The sequence below is a fragment of the Pseudomonas tremae genome, assembly GCF_023278125.1.
Taxonomy (GTDB): domain Bacteria; phylum Pseudomonadota; class Gammaproteobacteria; order Pseudomonadales; family Pseudomonadaceae; genus Aquipseudomonas; species Aquipseudomonas tremae.
On the sequence record NZ_CP066270.1, the window covers coordinates 741,222 to 756,839 of the forward strand.

Annotated in this window: 15 protein-coding genes; 13 read left to right on the plus strand and 2 right to left on the minus strand. The window is 53.2% G+C overall.

Annotated features, from left to right (window positions below):
* Positions 1-10: 10 nt before the first annotated feature.
* The 7 genes from rpmJ (at position 11) to bfr (ending at position 3,853) form a co-directional block, all read left to right on the plus strand.
* Positions 11-127 carry a 50S ribosomal protein L36 gene (gene rpmJ / locus I9H09_RS03380; RefSeq protein ID WP_002555468.1) on the plus strand — a complete coding sequence of 39 codons (117 nt, stop codon included), beginning with the start codon at positions 11-13 and terminating at the stop codon, positions 125-127.
* Between the two features lie 130 nt (positions 128-257).
* Entirely contained in the window at positions 258-614 is a 357-nt protein-coding gene (rpsM, locus tag I9H09_RS03385) for a 30S ribosomal protein S13 (protein WP_002555467.1), read from the plus strand.
* Positions 615-644: 30 nt separating this feature from the next.
* Positions 645-1,034 carry a 30S ribosomal protein S11 gene (gene rpsK / locus I9H09_RS03390; protein WP_002555466.1) on the plus strand — a complete coding sequence of 130 codons (390 nt, stop codon included), beginning with the start codon at positions 645-647 and terminating at the stop codon, positions 1,032-1,034.
* Between the two features lie 18 nt (positions 1,035-1,052).
* Positions 1,053-1,673, plus strand: coding sequence for a 30S ribosomal protein S4 (gene rpsD, locus I9H09_RS03395; protein ID WP_002555465.1), 621 nt, complete (start codon positions 1,053-1,055; stop codon positions 1,671-1,673).
* A 22-nt stretch (positions 1,674-1,695) separates the two neighbouring features.
* Positions 1,696-2,697 (plus strand): DNA-directed RNA polymerase subunit alpha, encoded by a 1,002-nt coding sequence (locus tag I9H09_RS03400; protein ID WP_002555464.1) that lies wholly within the window; start codon positions 1,696-1,698, stop codon positions 2,695-2,697.
* 41 nt (positions 2,698-2,738) lie between these two features.
* Positions 2,739-3,125: a 50S ribosomal protein L17 gene (rplQ, locus tag I9H09_RS03405; RefSeq protein ID WP_005887099.1), complete on the plus strand. Its 387-nt coding sequence runs from the start codon at positions 2,739-2,741 to the stop codon at positions 3,123-3,125.
* Positions 3,126-3,388: 263 nt separating this feature from the next.
* Positions 3,389-3,853, plus strand: a complete 465-nt coding sequence (gene bfr / locus I9H09_RS03410; RefSeq protein ID WP_122347371.1) for a bacterioferritin — start codon at positions 3,389-3,391, stop codon at positions 3,851-3,853.
* A 94-nt stretch (positions 3,854-3,947) separates the two neighbouring features.
* Here the strand turns inward: bfr and uvrA are convergent, their stop codons facing one another.
* Positions 3,948-6,782: an excinuclease ABC subunit UvrA gene (gene uvrA / locus I9H09_RS03415; RefSeq protein ID WP_024670796.1), complete on the minus strand. Its 2,835-nt coding sequence runs from the start codon at positions 6,780-6,782 to the stop codon at positions 3,948-3,950.
* A 129-nt stretch (positions 6,783-6,911) separates the two neighbouring features.
* Between uvrA and I9H09_RS03420 the strand changes: the two genes are divergently transcribed.
* Positions 6,912-8,306, plus strand: coding sequence for an MFS transporter (locus tag I9H09_RS03420; protein ID WP_005887108.1), 1,395 nt, complete (start codon positions 6,912-6,914; stop codon positions 8,304-8,306).
* 9 nt (positions 8,307-8,315) lie between these two features.
* A complete protein-coding gene (locus I9H09_RS03425) occupies positions 8,316-8,882 on the plus strand; it encodes a single-stranded DNA-binding protein (RefSeq protein ID WP_024691629.1) in 567 nt (188 codons plus the stop codon).
* A 240-nt stretch (positions 8,883-9,122) separates the two neighbouring features.
* On the opposite strand, the gene I9H09_RS03430 is transcribed toward I9H09_RS03425, so the two are convergent.
* A protein-coding gene (locus I9H09_RS03430) for an IS3 family transposase (protein WP_122346372.1) occupies positions 9,123-10,285 on the minus strand; the annotation gives its coding sequence in 2 pieces (ribosomal slippage) (positions 9,123-10,030 and positions 10,030-10,285; 1,164 coding nt in all).
* Between the two features lie 195 nt (positions 10,286-10,480).
* Between I9H09_RS03430 and I9H09_RS03435 the strand changes: the two genes are divergently transcribed.
* From I9H09_RS03435 to I9H09_RS03450, 4 genes are read left to right on the plus strand one after another with little or no spacing between them, the layout of a single operon-like run.
* Entirely contained in the window at positions 10,481-11,563 is a 1,083-nt protein-coding gene (locus I9H09_RS03435; protein WP_236502635.1) for a site-specific integrase, read from the plus strand.
* On the plus strand, positions 11,556-13,124 hold the full coding sequence (locus I9H09_RS03440; protein ID WP_236502636.1) for a site-specific integrase: 1,569 nt from the start codon (positions 11,556-11,558) through the stop codon (positions 13,122-13,124). Before I9H09_RS03435 ends, I9H09_RS03440 begins: the two co-directional genes overlap by 8 nt.
* Entirely contained in the window at positions 13,121-15,103 is a 1,983-nt protein-coding gene (locus I9H09_RS03445) for an integrase (RefSeq protein ID WP_248972595.1), read from the plus strand. Before I9H09_RS03440 ends, I9H09_RS03445 begins: the two co-directional genes overlap by 4 nt.
* On the plus strand, positions 15,096-15,584 hold the full coding sequence (locus I9H09_RS03450) for a protein kinase (protein WP_236502631.1): 489 nt from the start codon (positions 15,096-15,098) through the stop codon (positions 15,582-15,584). Before I9H09_RS03445 ends, I9H09_RS03450 begins: the two co-directional genes overlap by 8 nt.
* Positions 15,585-15,618: the final 34 nt, after the last annotated feature.

The window sequence follows — 15,618 nt, forward strand, 5'->3', positions numbered from 1 at the left end:
GGAGTTGGTGATGAAAGTTCGTGCATCGGTGAAAAAGCTGTGCCGTAACTGCAAGATTATTCGCCGCGAAGGTGTTGTTCGAGTAATTTGCAGCGCGGAACCACGTCATAAGCAGCGCCAAGGCTGATTGTGATTTGTGCTTAAGCCCAGCAGCTAGTGCGCTGCTGGGTTGATTATTTGTTACTACAGCGATATTATCTCGCGCCCTATTTCTTGGCTTCCGGGGCGTAGGTAGCTGTCAATTGGAGTCCCACTGAATGGCCCGTATTGCAGGCGTTAACATTCCAGATAACAAGCATACTGTTATCTCGCTGACCTACATCTATGGTGTTGGTCGCACCACTGCACAGAAAATTTGTGCAACCACCGGGGTTAACCCGGCGGTGAAAATCAAAGATCTGAGCGACGAGCAGATTGAACAGCTGCGTGGCGAAGTGGCGAAGTTCACCACTGAAGGTGACCTGCGTCGCGAAATCAACATGAAAATCAAGCGCTTGATGGACCTGGGCTGCTACCGCGGTCTGCGTCATCGTCGGGGTCTTCCAGTACGCGGTCAGCGTACCAAGACCAACGCGCGTACTCGCAAAGGTCCGCGTAAGCCGATCCGCAAGTAATCGCACCAGCGCAACGACAGGAATTTAGTCATGGCAAAACCTGCTGCTCGTCCTCGTAAAAAAGTTAAAAAGACAGTGGTTGATGGCATCGCCCACATCCACGCGTCGTTTAACAACACAATCGTCACCATTACCGATCGTCAAGGTAACGCTCTTTCGTGGGCTACCTCCGGCGGTTCGGGTTTCCGTGGTTCGCGCAAGTCCACCCCGTTCGCTGCTCAAGTAGCTGCTGAACGTGCTGGTCAAGCTGCGCTGGAGTACGGTCTGAAGAACCTCGACGTCAATGTCAAGGGTCCAGGCCCAGGTCGTGAATCCGCTGTCCGTGCATTGAACGGCTGTGGCTATAAGATCGCCAGCATCACCGACGTGACGCCAATCCCGCACAACGGGTGCCGTCCGCCGAAGAAGCGCCGCGTGTAATCCAGGAGACTGTAAGAAATGGCTCGTTACATTGGTCCAAAATGCAAACTTGCTCGTCGTGAAGGCACCGATCTCTTTTTGAAGAGCGGCGTTCGCGCTATCGAATCCAAGTGCAACATCGAAGCAGCTCCAGGTATCCACGGCCAACGCCGCGGTCGCCAGTCCGATTACGGTACTCAGCTGCGTGAAAAGCAAAAAGTCCGTCGTATCTACGGCGTTCTCGAGCGTCAGTTCAGCGGCTACTACAAAGAAGCCGCCGGCAAGAAAGGTGCAACAGGCGAGAACCTGCTGCAACTGCTCGAATGCCGTCTGGACAACGTTGTATACCGCATGGGCTTCGGCTCGACGCGTGCCGAATCCCGTCAATTGGTTTCGCACAAGTCGGTCAGCGTAAACGGCAAAACCGTTAACGTTCCTTCTTATCAGGTTCGTGCTGGCGACGTTGTTGCTATCCGCGAAAAAGCTAAGAATCAGCTGCGTATTGTCCAGGCTCTCGATCTGTGTGCCCAACGTGGCCGCGTAGAATGGGTAGAAGTAGACACTGAGAAGAAATCGGGCGTTTTCAAGAACGTACCAGCTCGCAGTGATCTGTCCGCCGACATCAACGAAAGCCTGATTGTCGAGCTCTACTCCAAGTAAGGGCTAGAAAATAGGTGCATCCATGCAGATTTCGGTAAATGAGTTCCTGACACCCCGCCATATTGATGTGCAGGTTGTCAGTCCAACCCGCGCCAAAATCACTCTCGAGCCTCTCGAGCGTGGTTTCGGCCATACCCTGGGCAACGCGCTTCGCCGCATTTTGTTGTCCTCCATGCCCGGCTGTGCAGTAGTCGAGGCCGAGATTGACGGTGTGCTCCATGAGTACAGCGCCATCGAAGGTGTACAGGAAGACGTCATTGAAATCCTGTTGAACCTTAAAGGTCTGGCTATCAAGCTGCACGGTCGAGACGAAGTTACGCTGACCTTGTCGAAGAAGGGTTCGGGGGTGGTTACCGCTGCCGATATTCAGCTGGATCATGATGTCGAGATCGTTAACCCCGATCACGTAATCGCTAACCTGGCGTCTAACGGCGTCTTGAACATGAAGCTCACCGTAGCTCGTGGTCGTGGTTATGAACCGGCAGACTCGCGTCAAAGCGATGAAGATGAAAGCCGCAGCATTGGTCGCTTGCAGCTCGATTCCTCGTTCAGCCCGGTTCGCCGTATCGCATACGTGGTGGAAAACGCCCGTGTCGAGCAGCGCACTAACCTGGACAAGCTGGTTATTGATCTGGAAACCAACGGTACTCTGGACCCTGAAGAGGCAATCCGTCGCGCTGCAACCATTCTGCAACAGCAGTTGGCTGCGTTCGTCGACCTCAAAGGCGACAGCGAACCAGTGGTTATCGAACAGGAAGACGAGATCGATCCGATCCTGCTTCGTCCGGTTGACGATTTGGAACTGACCGTGCGTTCGGCCAACTGCCTTAAGGCGGAGAACATCTACTACATCGGCGACCTGATTCAGCGCACCGAAGTAGAGTTGTTGAAGACTCCGAACCTGGGCAAGAAATCCTTGACCGAGATCAAGGACGTTCTGGCTTCTCGTGGTCTCTCCCTCGGCATGCGCCTCGACAACTGGCCGCCGGCAAGTCTTAAGAAGGACGACAAGGCTACGGCCTGATCGTCGTAATCACCGAACGCGAGTTTGGTAAGGAATGAACCATGCGTCATCGTAAAAGTGGACGTCACCTGAGCCGTACCAGCTCTCACCGCAAAGCCATGTTTCAAAACATGGCGGTGTCGCTGTTCCAGCACGAGTTGATCAAAACTACCCTGCCGAAAGCCAAGGAACTGCGCCGCGTTGCCGAGCCGCTGATCACCCTGGCCAAGGAAGACAGCGTTGCCAACCGCCGTCTGGCTTTCGACCGTACTCGTTCGAAAGAAATCGTCGGCAAGCTGTTCAACGATCTGGGCAAACGCTATGCAACCCGTCAGGGCGGCTACCTGCGTATCCTCAAGTGCGGTTTCCGCGCTGGCGACAACGCGCCTATGGCGTACGTCGAGTTGGTTGATCGTCCTGTCGGTGGCTCTGTAGAAGCCGCTGAATAAGACACCAGTTTGAACAGAAGACCGGGCCCAGTGCCCGGTTTTTTGTTATCTGCATTTCAGTAAAGCCAAATGTCAGTGCCAATCATCCGTATTGCCATTCTCGGATTGAGTCGAAGTGAGAAACAGAACCGCCCTCATTTAGGCGGTTTTTCGCTTCTGAACGGCGTAGTTTCCCCGCTTTTTGTCGGTTTATTGCGTTTTTTCGGATGACCTCGTGCGGCGCTTGGTTCAAACTATCGGCTTTGAAGCAGGAGTTCGTTGCGATGTTAGGCCACCCGGAAGTAATCGATTATCTCAACACGTTGCTCACGGGCGAATTGGCGGCTCGTGACCAATATTTCGTTCACTCGCGCATGTACGAAGACTGGGGCTTTTCCAAGCTCTACGAGCGCATCGACCACGAGATGGAAGAAGAGGCACAACACGCTGATGCGTTGATGCGTCGTATCCTGATGCTGGAAGGTACGCCGCGCATGCGTCCGGATGATCTGGATGTGGGCACGACGGTCCCTGAGATGCTCGCCAGCGACCTTCGTCTGGAATACAAGGTACGTGCCGCCCTGTGCAAGGGTATCGAGCTCTGTGAGCTTCACGGCGACTATGTCACCCGTGAAATTCTGCGCGTGCAGTTGGCGGACACCGAAGAAGACCATACCTACTGGCTCGAACAGCAAATGGGTCTGATCAAGTCCATAGGTCTGCAGAATTACCTGCAATCCCAGTTCTGATTCAACGCCCCATAAAAAAGCTCCTGCACGCACGTGACAGGAGCTTTTTTGTTTCCGGACCTGAATGAACCCAGGTCCTTCATTAGCGTATTCGCTACGCTTTGTCTCGGGTCAACAGAGGCTTGAGGTAGTGCCCTGTGTATGACTGCTTCATCTCGGCGACCTGTTCAGGCGTGCCGGTTGCGATGATCTGGCCACCTCTCGAGCCACCTTCCGGACCGAGGTCCACCAGCCAGTCTGCCGTTTTGATGACATCCAGGTTGTGTTCGATCACCACCACCGTGTTGCCGTGGTCGCGCAGACGATGCAGCACATCCAGCAACTGCTGAATATCGGCAAAGTGTAGCCCTGTCGTCGGCTCGTCGAGGATGTACAGCGTCTTGCCCGTGTCACGCTTGGAAAGCTCGCGTGACAGCTTGACGCGCTGCGCCTCGCCACCCGACAGCGTCGTCGCCGACTGCCCCAGCTTGATGTAGGAAAGCCCTACATCCATCAAGGTTTGCAGTTTGCGAGCCAGCGCAGGGACCGCATCGAAGAATTCACGCGCTTCTTCGATGGTCATTTCCAGCACTTCGTGGATGTTCTTGCCCTTGTATTTGACCTCAAGCGTTTCGCGGTTGTATCGCTTGCTCTTGCACACGTCACACGGCACATAAATGTCCGGCAAAAAGTGCATCTCGACCTTGATCAGGCCGTCGCCCTGGCACGCTTCGCAACGCCCGCCCTTGACGTTGAACGAGAAGCGACCCGGACCATAGCCTCGCGAGCGAGATTCCGGCACGCCGGCGAACAGCTCACGAATAGGCGTGAACAACCCGGTATAGGTCGCCGGGTTAGAGCGCGGCGTACGACCGATCGGGCTTTGGTCGATGTCCACGACCTTGTCCAGATGCTGCAGGCCATTAATGCTGTCGTGAGTAGCCGCTTCAAGCGTTGTTGCCCCGTTAAGGGCTGTCGCGCTGAGCGGGAACAGCGTGTTGTTGATCAGCGTCGATTTGCCCGAACCGGAAACGCCCGTCACGCAGGTCAGCAAGCCAATTGGGATTTCCAGATTGACGTTCTGCAGGTTATTGCCGCGCGCGCCCTTGAGGGTCAACGAGAGCTTCTTGTTGCGCGGCGTGCGTTTGGCTGGCACTGCAATTTTCACGCGGCCTGACAGGTATTTGCCTGTCAGAGAATCCGGGTGAGCCATCACTTCGTCCGGCGTACCTTGTGCAACGATATGGCCGCCATGCACGCCGGCGCCAGGGCCGATATCGACCACGTAGTCGGCCAGACGAATCGCATCTTCGTCATGCTCGACCACAATCACCGTATTACCGATATCACGCAGGTGCTTGAGCGTACCGAGCAGTCGGTCATTGTCGCGCTGATGCAGGCCAATAGAAGGCTCATCGAGGATGTACATCACCCCGACCAGGCCCGCACCGATCTGGCTGGCCAGACGGATACGCTGGGCTTCGCCGCCAGACAGCGTGTCTGCGCTGCGATCCAGGGTCAGATAGTCCAGCCCGACGTTGACTAGAAACTGCAGGCGCTCGCGAATTTCCTTGAGGATCTTGTCGGCAATTTCGCCGCGTCGTCCGGTCAGTTTCAAAGTGTCGAAATAATGCGTGGCATCGCCAATCGGCAGACTGGTGACTGCGGGCAACGTCTTTTCACCTACCCACACATGACGCGCCTCGCGACGCAGACGAGTGCCGCGGCAATCAGGGCATGGCTGAGTACCGAGAAACTTGGCCAGCTCTTCGCGCACGGTGGCAGATTCGGTTTCCCGGTAACGACGTTCCAGATTCGGCACGATGCCTTCGAACGGGTGCGCACGTTTGACAATATCGCCGCGATCATTCAGATAGCGGAAGTCGACACTCTGCGAGCCGCTGCCGTTAAGCAGAACCTTCTGCATGTCGGCCGGGATTTCTTTGAACGGCACTTCCAGGCTGAAGCCATAGTGCTTGGACAACGAGCCGAGCATCTGGAAGTAATAGACATTACGCCTGTCCCAACCACGTATTGCGCCCTCGGCCAGCGTCAGTTCGGCGTTGACCAGTCGCTTGATGTCGAAGAACTGCTTCACGCCAAGACCATCACAGGTCGGGCATGCGCCAGCCGGGTTGTTGAAGGAGAACAGTTTGGGTTCGAGCTCGCTGATCGCGTGGCCACAGATCGGGCAGGCGAAGCGCGCGGAGAAAATTACTTCTTCGCCTGGCTCGTCGTCCATCGGTGCGACCAGCGCAATGCCGTCTGCCAGCTTCAATGCCGTCTCGAAAGACTCGGCCAGACGCTGCTGCAGATCTGCGCGGACCTTGAAGCGGTCCACCACCACATCGATGGAGTGCTTTTTCTGCTTGTCGAGCTTGGGCAGCTCATCCAGCTCACACAACTTGCCGTTGACCCGAGCGCGAACAAACCCTTGCGCGCGAAGTTCTTCGAAGACTGAAAGGTGTTCACCTTTGCGCTCGCGAATGACCGGGGCCAGCAGCATCAGCTTGCTGCCCTCAGGCTGGGTAAGCACCAGGTCGACCATCTGGCTGACGGTCTGGGCTTCCAGCGGAATATCGTGATCCGGGCAGCGAGGCTGTCCGACCCGCGCGTACAGAAGACGCAGGTAGTCGTAAATCTCGGTAATCGTGCCCACGGTCGAGCGCGGGTTGTGCGACGTGGACTTCTGCTCGATGGAAATAGCGGGCGACAAACCTTCGATCGTATCGACGTCCGGTTTTTCCATCATCGACAGAAACTGCCGGGCGTAGGCCGACAGCGACTCGACGTAGCGGCGTTGCCCTTCGGCGTACAGCGTATCGAAAGCCAGTGAAGACTTGCCTGAGCCGGAGAGCCCGGTAATAACGATCAGTTTGTCGCGGGGAAGTGTCAGGTCAATATTTTTCAGGTTGTGGGTTCGTGCCCCACGTATCAGGATCTTGTCCACTGCGGCCTCGCTTGGCGGGCATAAACGACGGAGTATAAGGCTCCGAGCCATTACGCGGCAAAGCGTCGCGTATGTGCTGTACAACGATGGGACTGGTAGAATCGCCGCCGGTTCACACGAGGTTATTCCATGCACGACACCCACAGCGAGCGTATGAGTAGCGGCGAGACCCGCGCAGCAGGCGGTCTGGCCCTGGTGTTCGCGTTCCGCATGCTTGGCATGTTTATGGTTTTGCCGGTTCTGGCAACCTATGGCATGGACCTGGCGGGCGCGAGTCCTGCACTGATTGGTCTGGCAATTGGCGCCTATGGCCTGACCCAGGCGGTGCTGCAGATCCCGTTCGGAATACTTTCCGACCGGATCGGCCGACGACCGATCATTTATTTCGGGCTGATCATCTTCGCGATCGGTAGCGTGGTGGCGGCCAATGCCGACTCCATCTGGGGGATTATCGCCGGGCGCGTCCTGCAGGGCGCAGGCGCGATCTCTGCCGCCGTCATGGCGTTGCTTTCTGACCTGACTCGCGAGCAGCATCGAACCAAGGCAATGGCCACTATCGGCATGACCATCGGTCTGTCTTTTGCCATCGCGATGGTCGTTGGCCCGGTGATCACCGGCGCATTCGGTTTATCGGGACTGTTCCTGGCAACCGGTGGCATGGCGTTGCTGGGTATCCTGATCGTCGCCTTCGTTGTGCCCAAGGCCAATGGTCCCTTGCTCCACCGAGAGTCCGGGGTTGCGAAGCAGGCTCTGGGGGCAACCTTGCGTCATCCGGACCTGCTGCGTCTGGATTTGGGTATCTTCGTGTTGCACGCCATGCTCATGTCCAGCTTCGTGGCGTTGCCGCTGGCTTTGGTCGAAAAAGCCGGTCTGCCCAAGGAGGAGCACTGGTGGGTGTACCTGACCGCCTTGCTGGTTTCTTTCTTCGCCATGATCCCGTTCATCATCTATGGCGAAAAGAAACGTCAAATGAAGCGTGTTCTGCTCGGCGCCGTGACAGTTTTGATGCTGGCTGAGCTATTCTTCTGGGCATTCGGAGATACGTTGCGGGCACTGGTCATCGGAACAGTGGTATTCTTCACGGCATTTAATTTGCTGGAAGCGTCCTTGCCGTCGCTGATCAGCAAGGTTTCACCGGCCGGCGGAAAAGGCACGGCGATGGGCGTTTATTCAACCAGCCAGTTTCTTGGTTCGGCCGCAGGTGGGATACTGGGCGGCTGGTTGTTCCAGCACGGTGGTCTGGATGTGGTGTTCCTTGGCGGTGCAGCCATGGCCGCCGTCTGGCTCGTCTTCGCAGTCACCATGCGAGAACCGCCTTACGTGACCAGCCTACGTCTGCCGTTGTCGCCGCAAGCGCAGCGTGAAGCAGGCCTGGCAGAGCGTTTGATGTCCGTAGCCGGCGTGACAGATGCAGTGGTGGTTGCTGAAGAGGCAGCCATCTACATAAAACTCGACACAAAATTATTGGATCGCGCCTCTCTCGAGAAGCTGGTCAACCCAGCATCAGAAGCGTGCGAAGCCTAGGAGAACGTTATGGCCCGTGGGGTTAACAAAGTCATATTGGTCGGTACATGCGGCCAGGATCCCGAAGTTCGCTACTTGCCTAACGGTAACGCCGTGACCAACCTGAGTCTGGCAACCAGCGAACAATGGACTGACAAGCAGACCGGCCAGAAGGTCGAAAAGACCGAATGGCACCGTGTTTCGATGTTCGGCAAGGTTGCCGAAATCGCCGGCGAATACCTGCGCAAGGGTTCGCAGGTGTATATCGAAGGCAAGCTGCAAACCCGCGAGTGGGAAAAAGACGGCATCAAGCGCTACACCACTGAAATCGTCGTAGACATGCAAGGCACCATGCAGCTGCTGGGTGGCCGTCCACAGGGCGACGCTCAACAGGGCCAGGGTGGCGGCAACTACAACCAGTCTGCACCTCGTCCACAGCAGTCGCGCCCCCAGCAATCGGCGCCGCAGCAGTCCGCACCTCAGCAAAACTACAACCAGCAGCCGCCACAGCAACGCGACTCGCGTCCTGCGCCGCAACAGCAAGCGCCGCAGCCAGCTGCTGATTTCGACAGCTTTGATGACGATATTCCGTTCTGACCCTCATAAGGTGAAAATGTAAAGATTTTCTGATTACTATTTTTGGATAACTCCAAGTAATCAAAGGGATTTTTGCCGTAGACGAAGGCCTCAGCTCTGTAAAGAGTCTGGGGCCTTTTCTTTACGTCAAAAAAAATAATAAAAAGTTAGGCATAACGGGCAGATGTAAAGTAAAAAGTCGCCATAAGAAATCGTGTAAAGGAACGACATGAAGCTTGAGATCATCCGTCACTGTAGTGGTCAACTGATCCCGGACACGACGTTAAGTTTTTTCTCGTACTGAGCGGGTGCCAGTCCATTATTGAACTGGTGTGGCCGAACCCAGTTGTAGCGATGCATCAGATAATGACTGATATCCCGCTGTGCCTCTTGGGCCGTCATGTAGCCCACGGCGGGTATCCACTCGGTTTTCAAGCTGCGGAATACACGCTCCATCGGCGAGTTGTCGTAGCAATTACCTCGGCGACTCATGCTCTGGCGCATGCGGTATCGCCAAAGCCGCTGGCGAAACTGTCGGCTCCCATATTGGGAGCCCTGATCTGAGTGAAACAGCAGGCCCTGAGGCTTGCCGCGTTGCTCATAAGCCATGTCCAGCGCCTTGATGACCAAGTCCGTGTCCGGTTTGTTTGAAAACGCCCAGCCCACCACCCGACGCGCATAAAGATCCATAACCACCGCCAGGTAATGCCATTTTCCTTGCGCCCAGATGTAGGTGATGTCGCCACACCAAACCTGATTGGGCGCGGGTACATCGAACTGCCGATTCAAAATGTTCGGAATGTCAGGCCTCTCCACTGTTGCTTTTTTATAAGCATGAGAGCCAGGTTGCTTGCTGATTAATCCCAGTTCCCGCATCAGGCCACGTACCTTGAACCGGCCAATTTGCTCGCCATCTTCCTGCAATACCGAAACGATACTGCGGCTGCCAGCAGCGCTTCGACTTTGCCCGAACAGCTCATTGACTCGACTGAGTAAACGAACCCGCTCGGTGTCTGGAGCCCGACGCCGCTGGCAATGGTCGTAGTAGCACGAGCGAGGTGTCTCGAACATCTCGCACAGCAATTCGATCGGCTCATGGGCACCTAGCTGATCGATCAGCGCAAGCGCTCGTGTTCTTCCGACATCAAGAGCGCGGTAGCCTTTTTTAAAATGGATTTCTCCCGCTCAAGACGAGCGATGCGCGCTTCCAGCTCCTGAATTTTCTGCTGCTCGGGCGTCAGGGCTTTGCTCTGAGGCGTCACGCCATTGCGCTCCTGCTGGAGCTGGCTAACCCAGCGACGCAGCGCAGACTCGACCACTCCAAGCGAGCGAGAAGCTTCGACATGGCTATAACCTTGATCGAGCACGAGGCCTGCGGCCTCACGTTTGAATTCAGCGGAGAAGGTACGGCGTTGCTTGGTCATCAGACACCTCTATATCTGGCGATATTCTCGCCTAAATGAGTGTCCGGAATCATTAGACCACTACATCACCCCTCAGGGGAGCAAATCCCCCTAATTCTCGATAGGGAAGGCTTTCCTGTGGCGGCTCCGAACGAGTGGCTTCTTTCGCGCAGGGCGCTTAGCGCGAATACTCTCACGCGTAACGCGAGGGAGTTGATGATCTCGTTGTCGTGGTTTGAGGAGAGAGGGGTAGATCTTGAGCAGCGTATACGTTCCGACCGCATGTTCACTGAGGCTGAAATAAATGGGGGGTTAATCGAGCGCCTACGTCATTCGGTTAAAGAAACAGCTGCTGGATCTGGAGCGAACCTGAGGAGTCTTGCGCGAATTATATCAACCAAAGTTGCCGTCGGTGAGGAGACCTTCAATCAGCGTCTCGGCACAGTTAAAGCTTTCTTGGTGTGGTGTTTCAACGTTCAGATTACAAGTTTGAGCAGTATGGATCCGATGTCTGAACGAGTGAGAATCCATCTGAAATTGGTAGAGCGGCTCATAGATAAAGCATTTATAGCTCAAGCTTCGCCCGTGTCGTCAATGAGGAAAGGGCTGTCTGATTCTGATCGAAAGGAATTTGAGGCCGCAGTCTCTTACAGTAATCCTGATGCTTACGGCAAAAATCAATCTGTGCTCTTTCGGAACTACATATGTGTGACGATTATGCTGAGGTATGGGTTGAGGATGGGGGAGTTATTAAGCTTAAGAATTGACGATATCGTATTCGGGCGTATCTCAGAAATAAGAGTGATCCGTAGACCTGCTGATCCAAATGATACAAGACGCGTTAAGCCAAAAATAAAAAGGCTTGGCAGAGTTCTGCCTTTGGATAACCCTCAATTTGAACGAGAGCTTGCGGAGTATATAGAAGTCCATCGTGAGGCGATGATGGATTACGGAGATGCCCGAGATCATAACTACCTCATCGTCAGCGACGTGGGTGACCCACTTTCCTTGAATTCCTTGGGGGAATACTTTAGGAAGGTACGCCAAACATTCCCCAAAGTTTTGCCGGAAAACCTGACGTCCAAAATGATGCGGCATACCTTTTCCACGGCAGTTGAGCAAAAGCTCCGAGCTGACGGGCACGATGAAGATAGCAGGCGACAAGCCCTCGCAGGTCTGCGTGGTGATGGCACTCTGGAAGCGCAGGACACGTATATTAGAGCAGGAATTGTCGATGAGGCTAATAATACGTTGAGAAAATATCAGTCCGCGTCGATACCGGATTTCAAAAATGAATAATGCTTTGGCTATAAAAGAACTTTTCGATATCTATGAGTGGGAGCAGATCCCAGCAGAGGTAACAACCGCCGAGGGGCATGCGCTAGATACTACTGGCGCGGACTGGTATTTTCCAACGACACTGCGGAGTGAAGTTTCACGGTTTTCGAGTATTAAAAATGAGTCAGCCCGTCTCTCCTTACAATTATACTGCGTTGACCGTGCAAGGACGATTTCGTCTCATGCAGGGCAGGTCATGTTTCTGGACGTTTGGTATGTGATCCTTAAGCGCGCAGAGGCGGAGAGAGCGTTGTCTGACGATTTCAAAGAGGGCCTCATAGGCTTGTTTCAGAGCGCCTTGAAGTCGACTAGAGAAGATCGCCAACTTTGGAGGATGTACAGGCCAATTCGCTGGTATATTTGGTGCTCTGAAAACTATCCTGAGATTGGATTTTGTGAGGCATTTGCCTTAGAGCTTGATAGCATTTCCATCCCTGGTAACCCTAAGGGGGAGTCAGTTCGTAGTGAACATGTTGATAAGGGGCCGTTAAATCGAGGTTTAGAGCTTCAGCAACTGATTAATGCGATGGCGCACTCCACGGATAGCTCGTTGAAGCAGTTACAGGAGCGTGCTGCATTAGCTCTGTTTATTGCCCATGGTAGAAATCCAGCAAACCTTACTCAGCTGTTGGAAACTGATCTCGTTAACCTCACTCCCAATAGCAGCATTCCTACGTGGGTATTAAACTACCCTCGAATAAAAAAGCGCTTAAAACATCCCCGCGATGATATGAAGCAAGTACCAATTCCTACTGAGTACGCAGAGTACTTGCAGGCCATGATCGCAGCAGGAAGAAGCATTGAATGCTCAGTGATGGTCCGTGGTGAGTTGGTGTTCCTGCCAAGACCAATGTTTATCAACGAAAAGACCAACTTGCTTGCGCAAAAAAGCGGGCGTTTGGATCAGTCCTACAACTATGCCTCTTTCGGAATTACGGAACTGCTTCGCTCATTTGTTCGTCGTCACGAGATTATGTCGCCCATAACCCGGCGGTTATTAATAATTTCTGCGCGTAGGTTACGATATACGCTAGCGACTAATTTGGTTCTCGACGGCGTTTCACGGCGTGAGCTTGCAGAAATTCTTGATCATTCAGACTTACAACATGTTCAGGTTTACTTTGAGTTGGCTAGCGGTATTGTCGAGCACTTGGATAAGGCACTTGTAGGTTTTTATGCTCGATTTCTGAAATATTTTCGTGGTCGAGTGGTGCGGGAGGGCGAGGCTGTCATAAATGCAGGTGACGCAAGTAAAATCATTCCCTGTATGGATGTTGGGGAGGAGGTTGGGGTCTGTGGACAGAATGATCTCTGTCGTTTGTATCCACCCTACTCATGCTACAAATGCCCTAAATTCCAGGCTTATGCTGAGGCTGACCATGAGTCGGTATTTGAATTCCTATTTAGTAAGCGTGAGAAAGCTATCAGCGCCGGGAACTCCCGCATCGCTGTTCAGCTTGACGAGATCCTTTACGCAGTCAAGCAAGTAGTGACACTGTGCGAGGAAAGTAAAGTAGCATGAGAAAAATTTCTAAGGTGGTCCCGTTTGTTTCCGGATTGGAGATTGATCGAGAAAAGAATGTGCGTCTTTTAGTTGAGCGCGCAAAAAAAATAGTTCCTCTGGGCTTTGATGCGGTAGAGTGGTACGCATCTACTTGGTTAATTACAGATGGTCCGCTTTCTGTTAGTCCAGGTAAGCGGGCCGGGGATGCAAGTATAAATTTTATCACTCCTCCTAAGTTGGGTGCCAAGCCTTTCACTGGAGAGTGGGGGGATGTAATCAAAGCTCTTATGATGCTGGGTTTCCATAGGAAGCCAACTGCAATGGCAAATATCAGAAAGTTTGTGGCCTCGGCAGGATGCATAGTGCACTTCGCAGGGACCACTCCGCTGCGGGCACTGACTCACGAGATTTTGGATAAGGCGTGTGCGGAGATCAGTGCCGTGTACTCCGAATCTACTGCTTATGGCATGCATAAGTCTATCCATGAATTCGCTGATTATTGTGATTCTAATTATTTATGTAATTCGTTATTAAGCTATCGTTATTCGGCTTTTAAACGGCCTTTATCTAGTAACTCTCGGGAACAGCGTCGTTTAGAAGATGCGGAGTCTGAGATAACCAAGTCCGAAAAAATGGTTTCGGAAAAAGTGCTGGAATCTATCGGTGCGCTGTTTGTAGATGTTCCAAAAGATCACAATCTAAGAATTTATGTCGTGATGCTCACGTTTCTTGCATTTCTGGGCCGTCGATTTAGTGAATTGGCAATGCTCCCCATTCAGTCTTTCCCGCCCGCCCCCAATGGTGAGCTAAGAATTTACACCTTTCCGGGGAAAGCATCGAGCGCAGATGAGCCCGACCCCTTGGAGGCGGTGTATGTGCCTACTGAAGCCGAGGAGGTTATAAAGCAGTGCATGGAAGAGTTTGAGTATTTAAGCAGTAGCCCGAGACTGACTGCGCAGCGTATGAGACTCAATAATGGTCCAGACTTGACATTTGTTCCAAATGTCTCATCCATGCATCGGTTCTATAAGCAGGATCTCATTGATCTTGGTCTGCCGAACTTATTAGGTCTGAACGGGTGGGCAAGGCTGAATGGTTTTGCGTTTCCTGATGATGCCAGGCCGAACTCCGCAGGCGTAGCGACAGGCAAGATTTCATACTTTACCACCAGAGAAGGTATTGTTGGATATTGCAGATCACATTTTGATCGTCGTCAGGTAATGCCGCTCAAAATTGCTAGCACTGGAAAGAAGTATTTTGCTGAGGACATGCTGCTCTTACGGTTCTTGGGGACTTCATCAGGAGCTTATGCTAAGTGGATTGCTCAGCCTATTTCTCATGCACAGCTTACGAGATTTATCAGACATGATATTCGAAATCTGGTAAAAAAATACGTAGGCGAGGATCTACAGCTACAGTTTACAAGCCACCAATTTAGGCACACGTTGAATACCTTGCTGGACGAGGGGGGACTCAGCGAGCTTATGCAGACGCATTGGTTCAATCGCTCGAATCCCCGCGATACAAAGGCATATCAGCATTCGAGTCCGCAGAAAAAAGCACTCATCTTCCGTGAAATGATTAAGTTAGGTGAGGTGGGCGGGCCTCTGGCTGACACCTACCACCAATTACCGGTGCATCAGCGGGATGCTTTTCTCCTTGCTCGTACACGAGCTATCCATGACCTCGGTGTCGGTATATGCTCGCATTCGTTCGCGCAAAGCCCTTGCCCCAAAGGGGTAGAATGTCATGCTGAATGTGATGAGTTCTCATGGATTAAAGGAGATGAGGCCGCTAAGGAAGAGACATTAAGGCTTTATAAAATTAATGTGGTGCAAATTGAGACCGCGACCCAGAAGTATTCTTCTAAGCGGCCAGGGGCGAGCGAACAATGGCTCGATTTCTTACATAAGAAAAAAGTAATTATGCAGAAGCAGCTCACGGATCACGGAGTAGATGTCGTTTCCTTCAAGCTTGAGGCAAAAGCACATGAGTGACCAGAAACCAGTAAGGGCACGGCGCATGTCGAGCGTAGATATACGCTTGATTATTCATGAGCTTGATTGCTGGGCTAGGGGAGAACGAACCGGAGAGTTATCGTGGAGTTTAGTTGAGGAATATTCTGGATTTACTCGCCAAGCACTAAATTCGCGGCCTGAGATCAAAGCTGCATTTGGGACTGCTAAGGTTGCGTTAAAAGGCGGCATCGCAAAAACTCGGATGGATGCAGTCGCCGATAATGCATCGCTCTTGGCAGAGAATAATAGGTTAAAGGCAGAAATTGCACTTTACGCTGCGCGGGAGGCTGGTTGGAAGGCTAGGTGGCAGCGAATCGCATACCATATTAGGTCAGAAGGTTTTCAGATGGGGCGCATTGATCGTCCCGCTCCGGACGGGGCTAAGCTCTCTTCAGATCGGGATGTTGAATCGATTTTGAAGACTGTGGATATGCCTATCCCCCCGTCCGGTCGAGTTTGAGGCAGCGGTGTTGCCTTTAATGAAAACTGGCCTC

Coding starts and splice junctions, on each gene's coding strand:
- rpmJ (WP_002555468.1), top strand. CDS start 11: ATGAAAGTTCGTGCATCGGTGAAAAAGCTGTGCCGTAACTGCAAGATT.
- rpsM (WP_002555467.1), top strand. CDS start 258: ATGGCCCGTATTGCAGGCGTTAACATTCCAGATAACAAGCATACTGTT.
- rpsK (WP_002555466.1), top strand. CDS start 645: ATGGCAAAACCTGCTGCTCGTCCTCGTAAAAAAGTTAAAAAGACAGTG.
- rpsD (WP_002555465.1), top strand. CDS start 1,053: ATGGCTCGTTACATTGGTCCAAAATGCAAACTTGCTCGTCGTGAAGGC.
- I9H09_RS03400 (WP_002555464.1), top strand. CDS start 1,696: ATGCAGATTTCGGTAAATGAGTTCCTGACACCCCGCCATATTGATGTG.
- rplQ (WP_005887099.1), top strand. CDS start 2,739: ATGCGTCATCGTAAAAGTGGACGTCACCTGAGCCGTACCAGCTCTCAC.
- bfr (WP_122347371.1), top strand. CDS start 3,389: ATGTTAGGCCACCCGGAAGTAATCGATTATCTCAACACGTTGCTCACG.
- I9H09_RS03420 (WP_005887108.1), top strand. CDS start 6,912: ATGCACGACACCCACAGCGAGCGTATGAGTAGCGGCGAGACCCGCGCA.
- I9H09_RS03425 (WP_024691629.1), top strand. CDS start 8,316: ATGGCCCGTGGGGTTAACAAAGTCATATTGGTCGGTACATGCGGCCAG.
- I9H09_RS03435 (WP_236502635.1), top strand. CDS start 10,481: ATGATCTCGTTGTCGTGGTTTGAGGAGAGAGGGGTAGATCTTGAGCAG.
- I9H09_RS03440 (WP_236502636.1), top strand. CDS start 11,556: ATGAATAATGCTTTGGCTATAAAAGAACTTTTCGATATCTATGAGTGG.
- I9H09_RS03445 (WP_248972595.1), top strand. CDS start 13,121: ATGAGAAAAATTTCTAAGGTGGTCCCGTTTGTTTCCGGATTGGAGATT.
- I9H09_RS03450 (WP_236502631.1), top strand. CDS start 15,096: ATGAGTGACCAGAAACCAGTAAGGGCACGGCGCATGTCGAGCGTAGAT.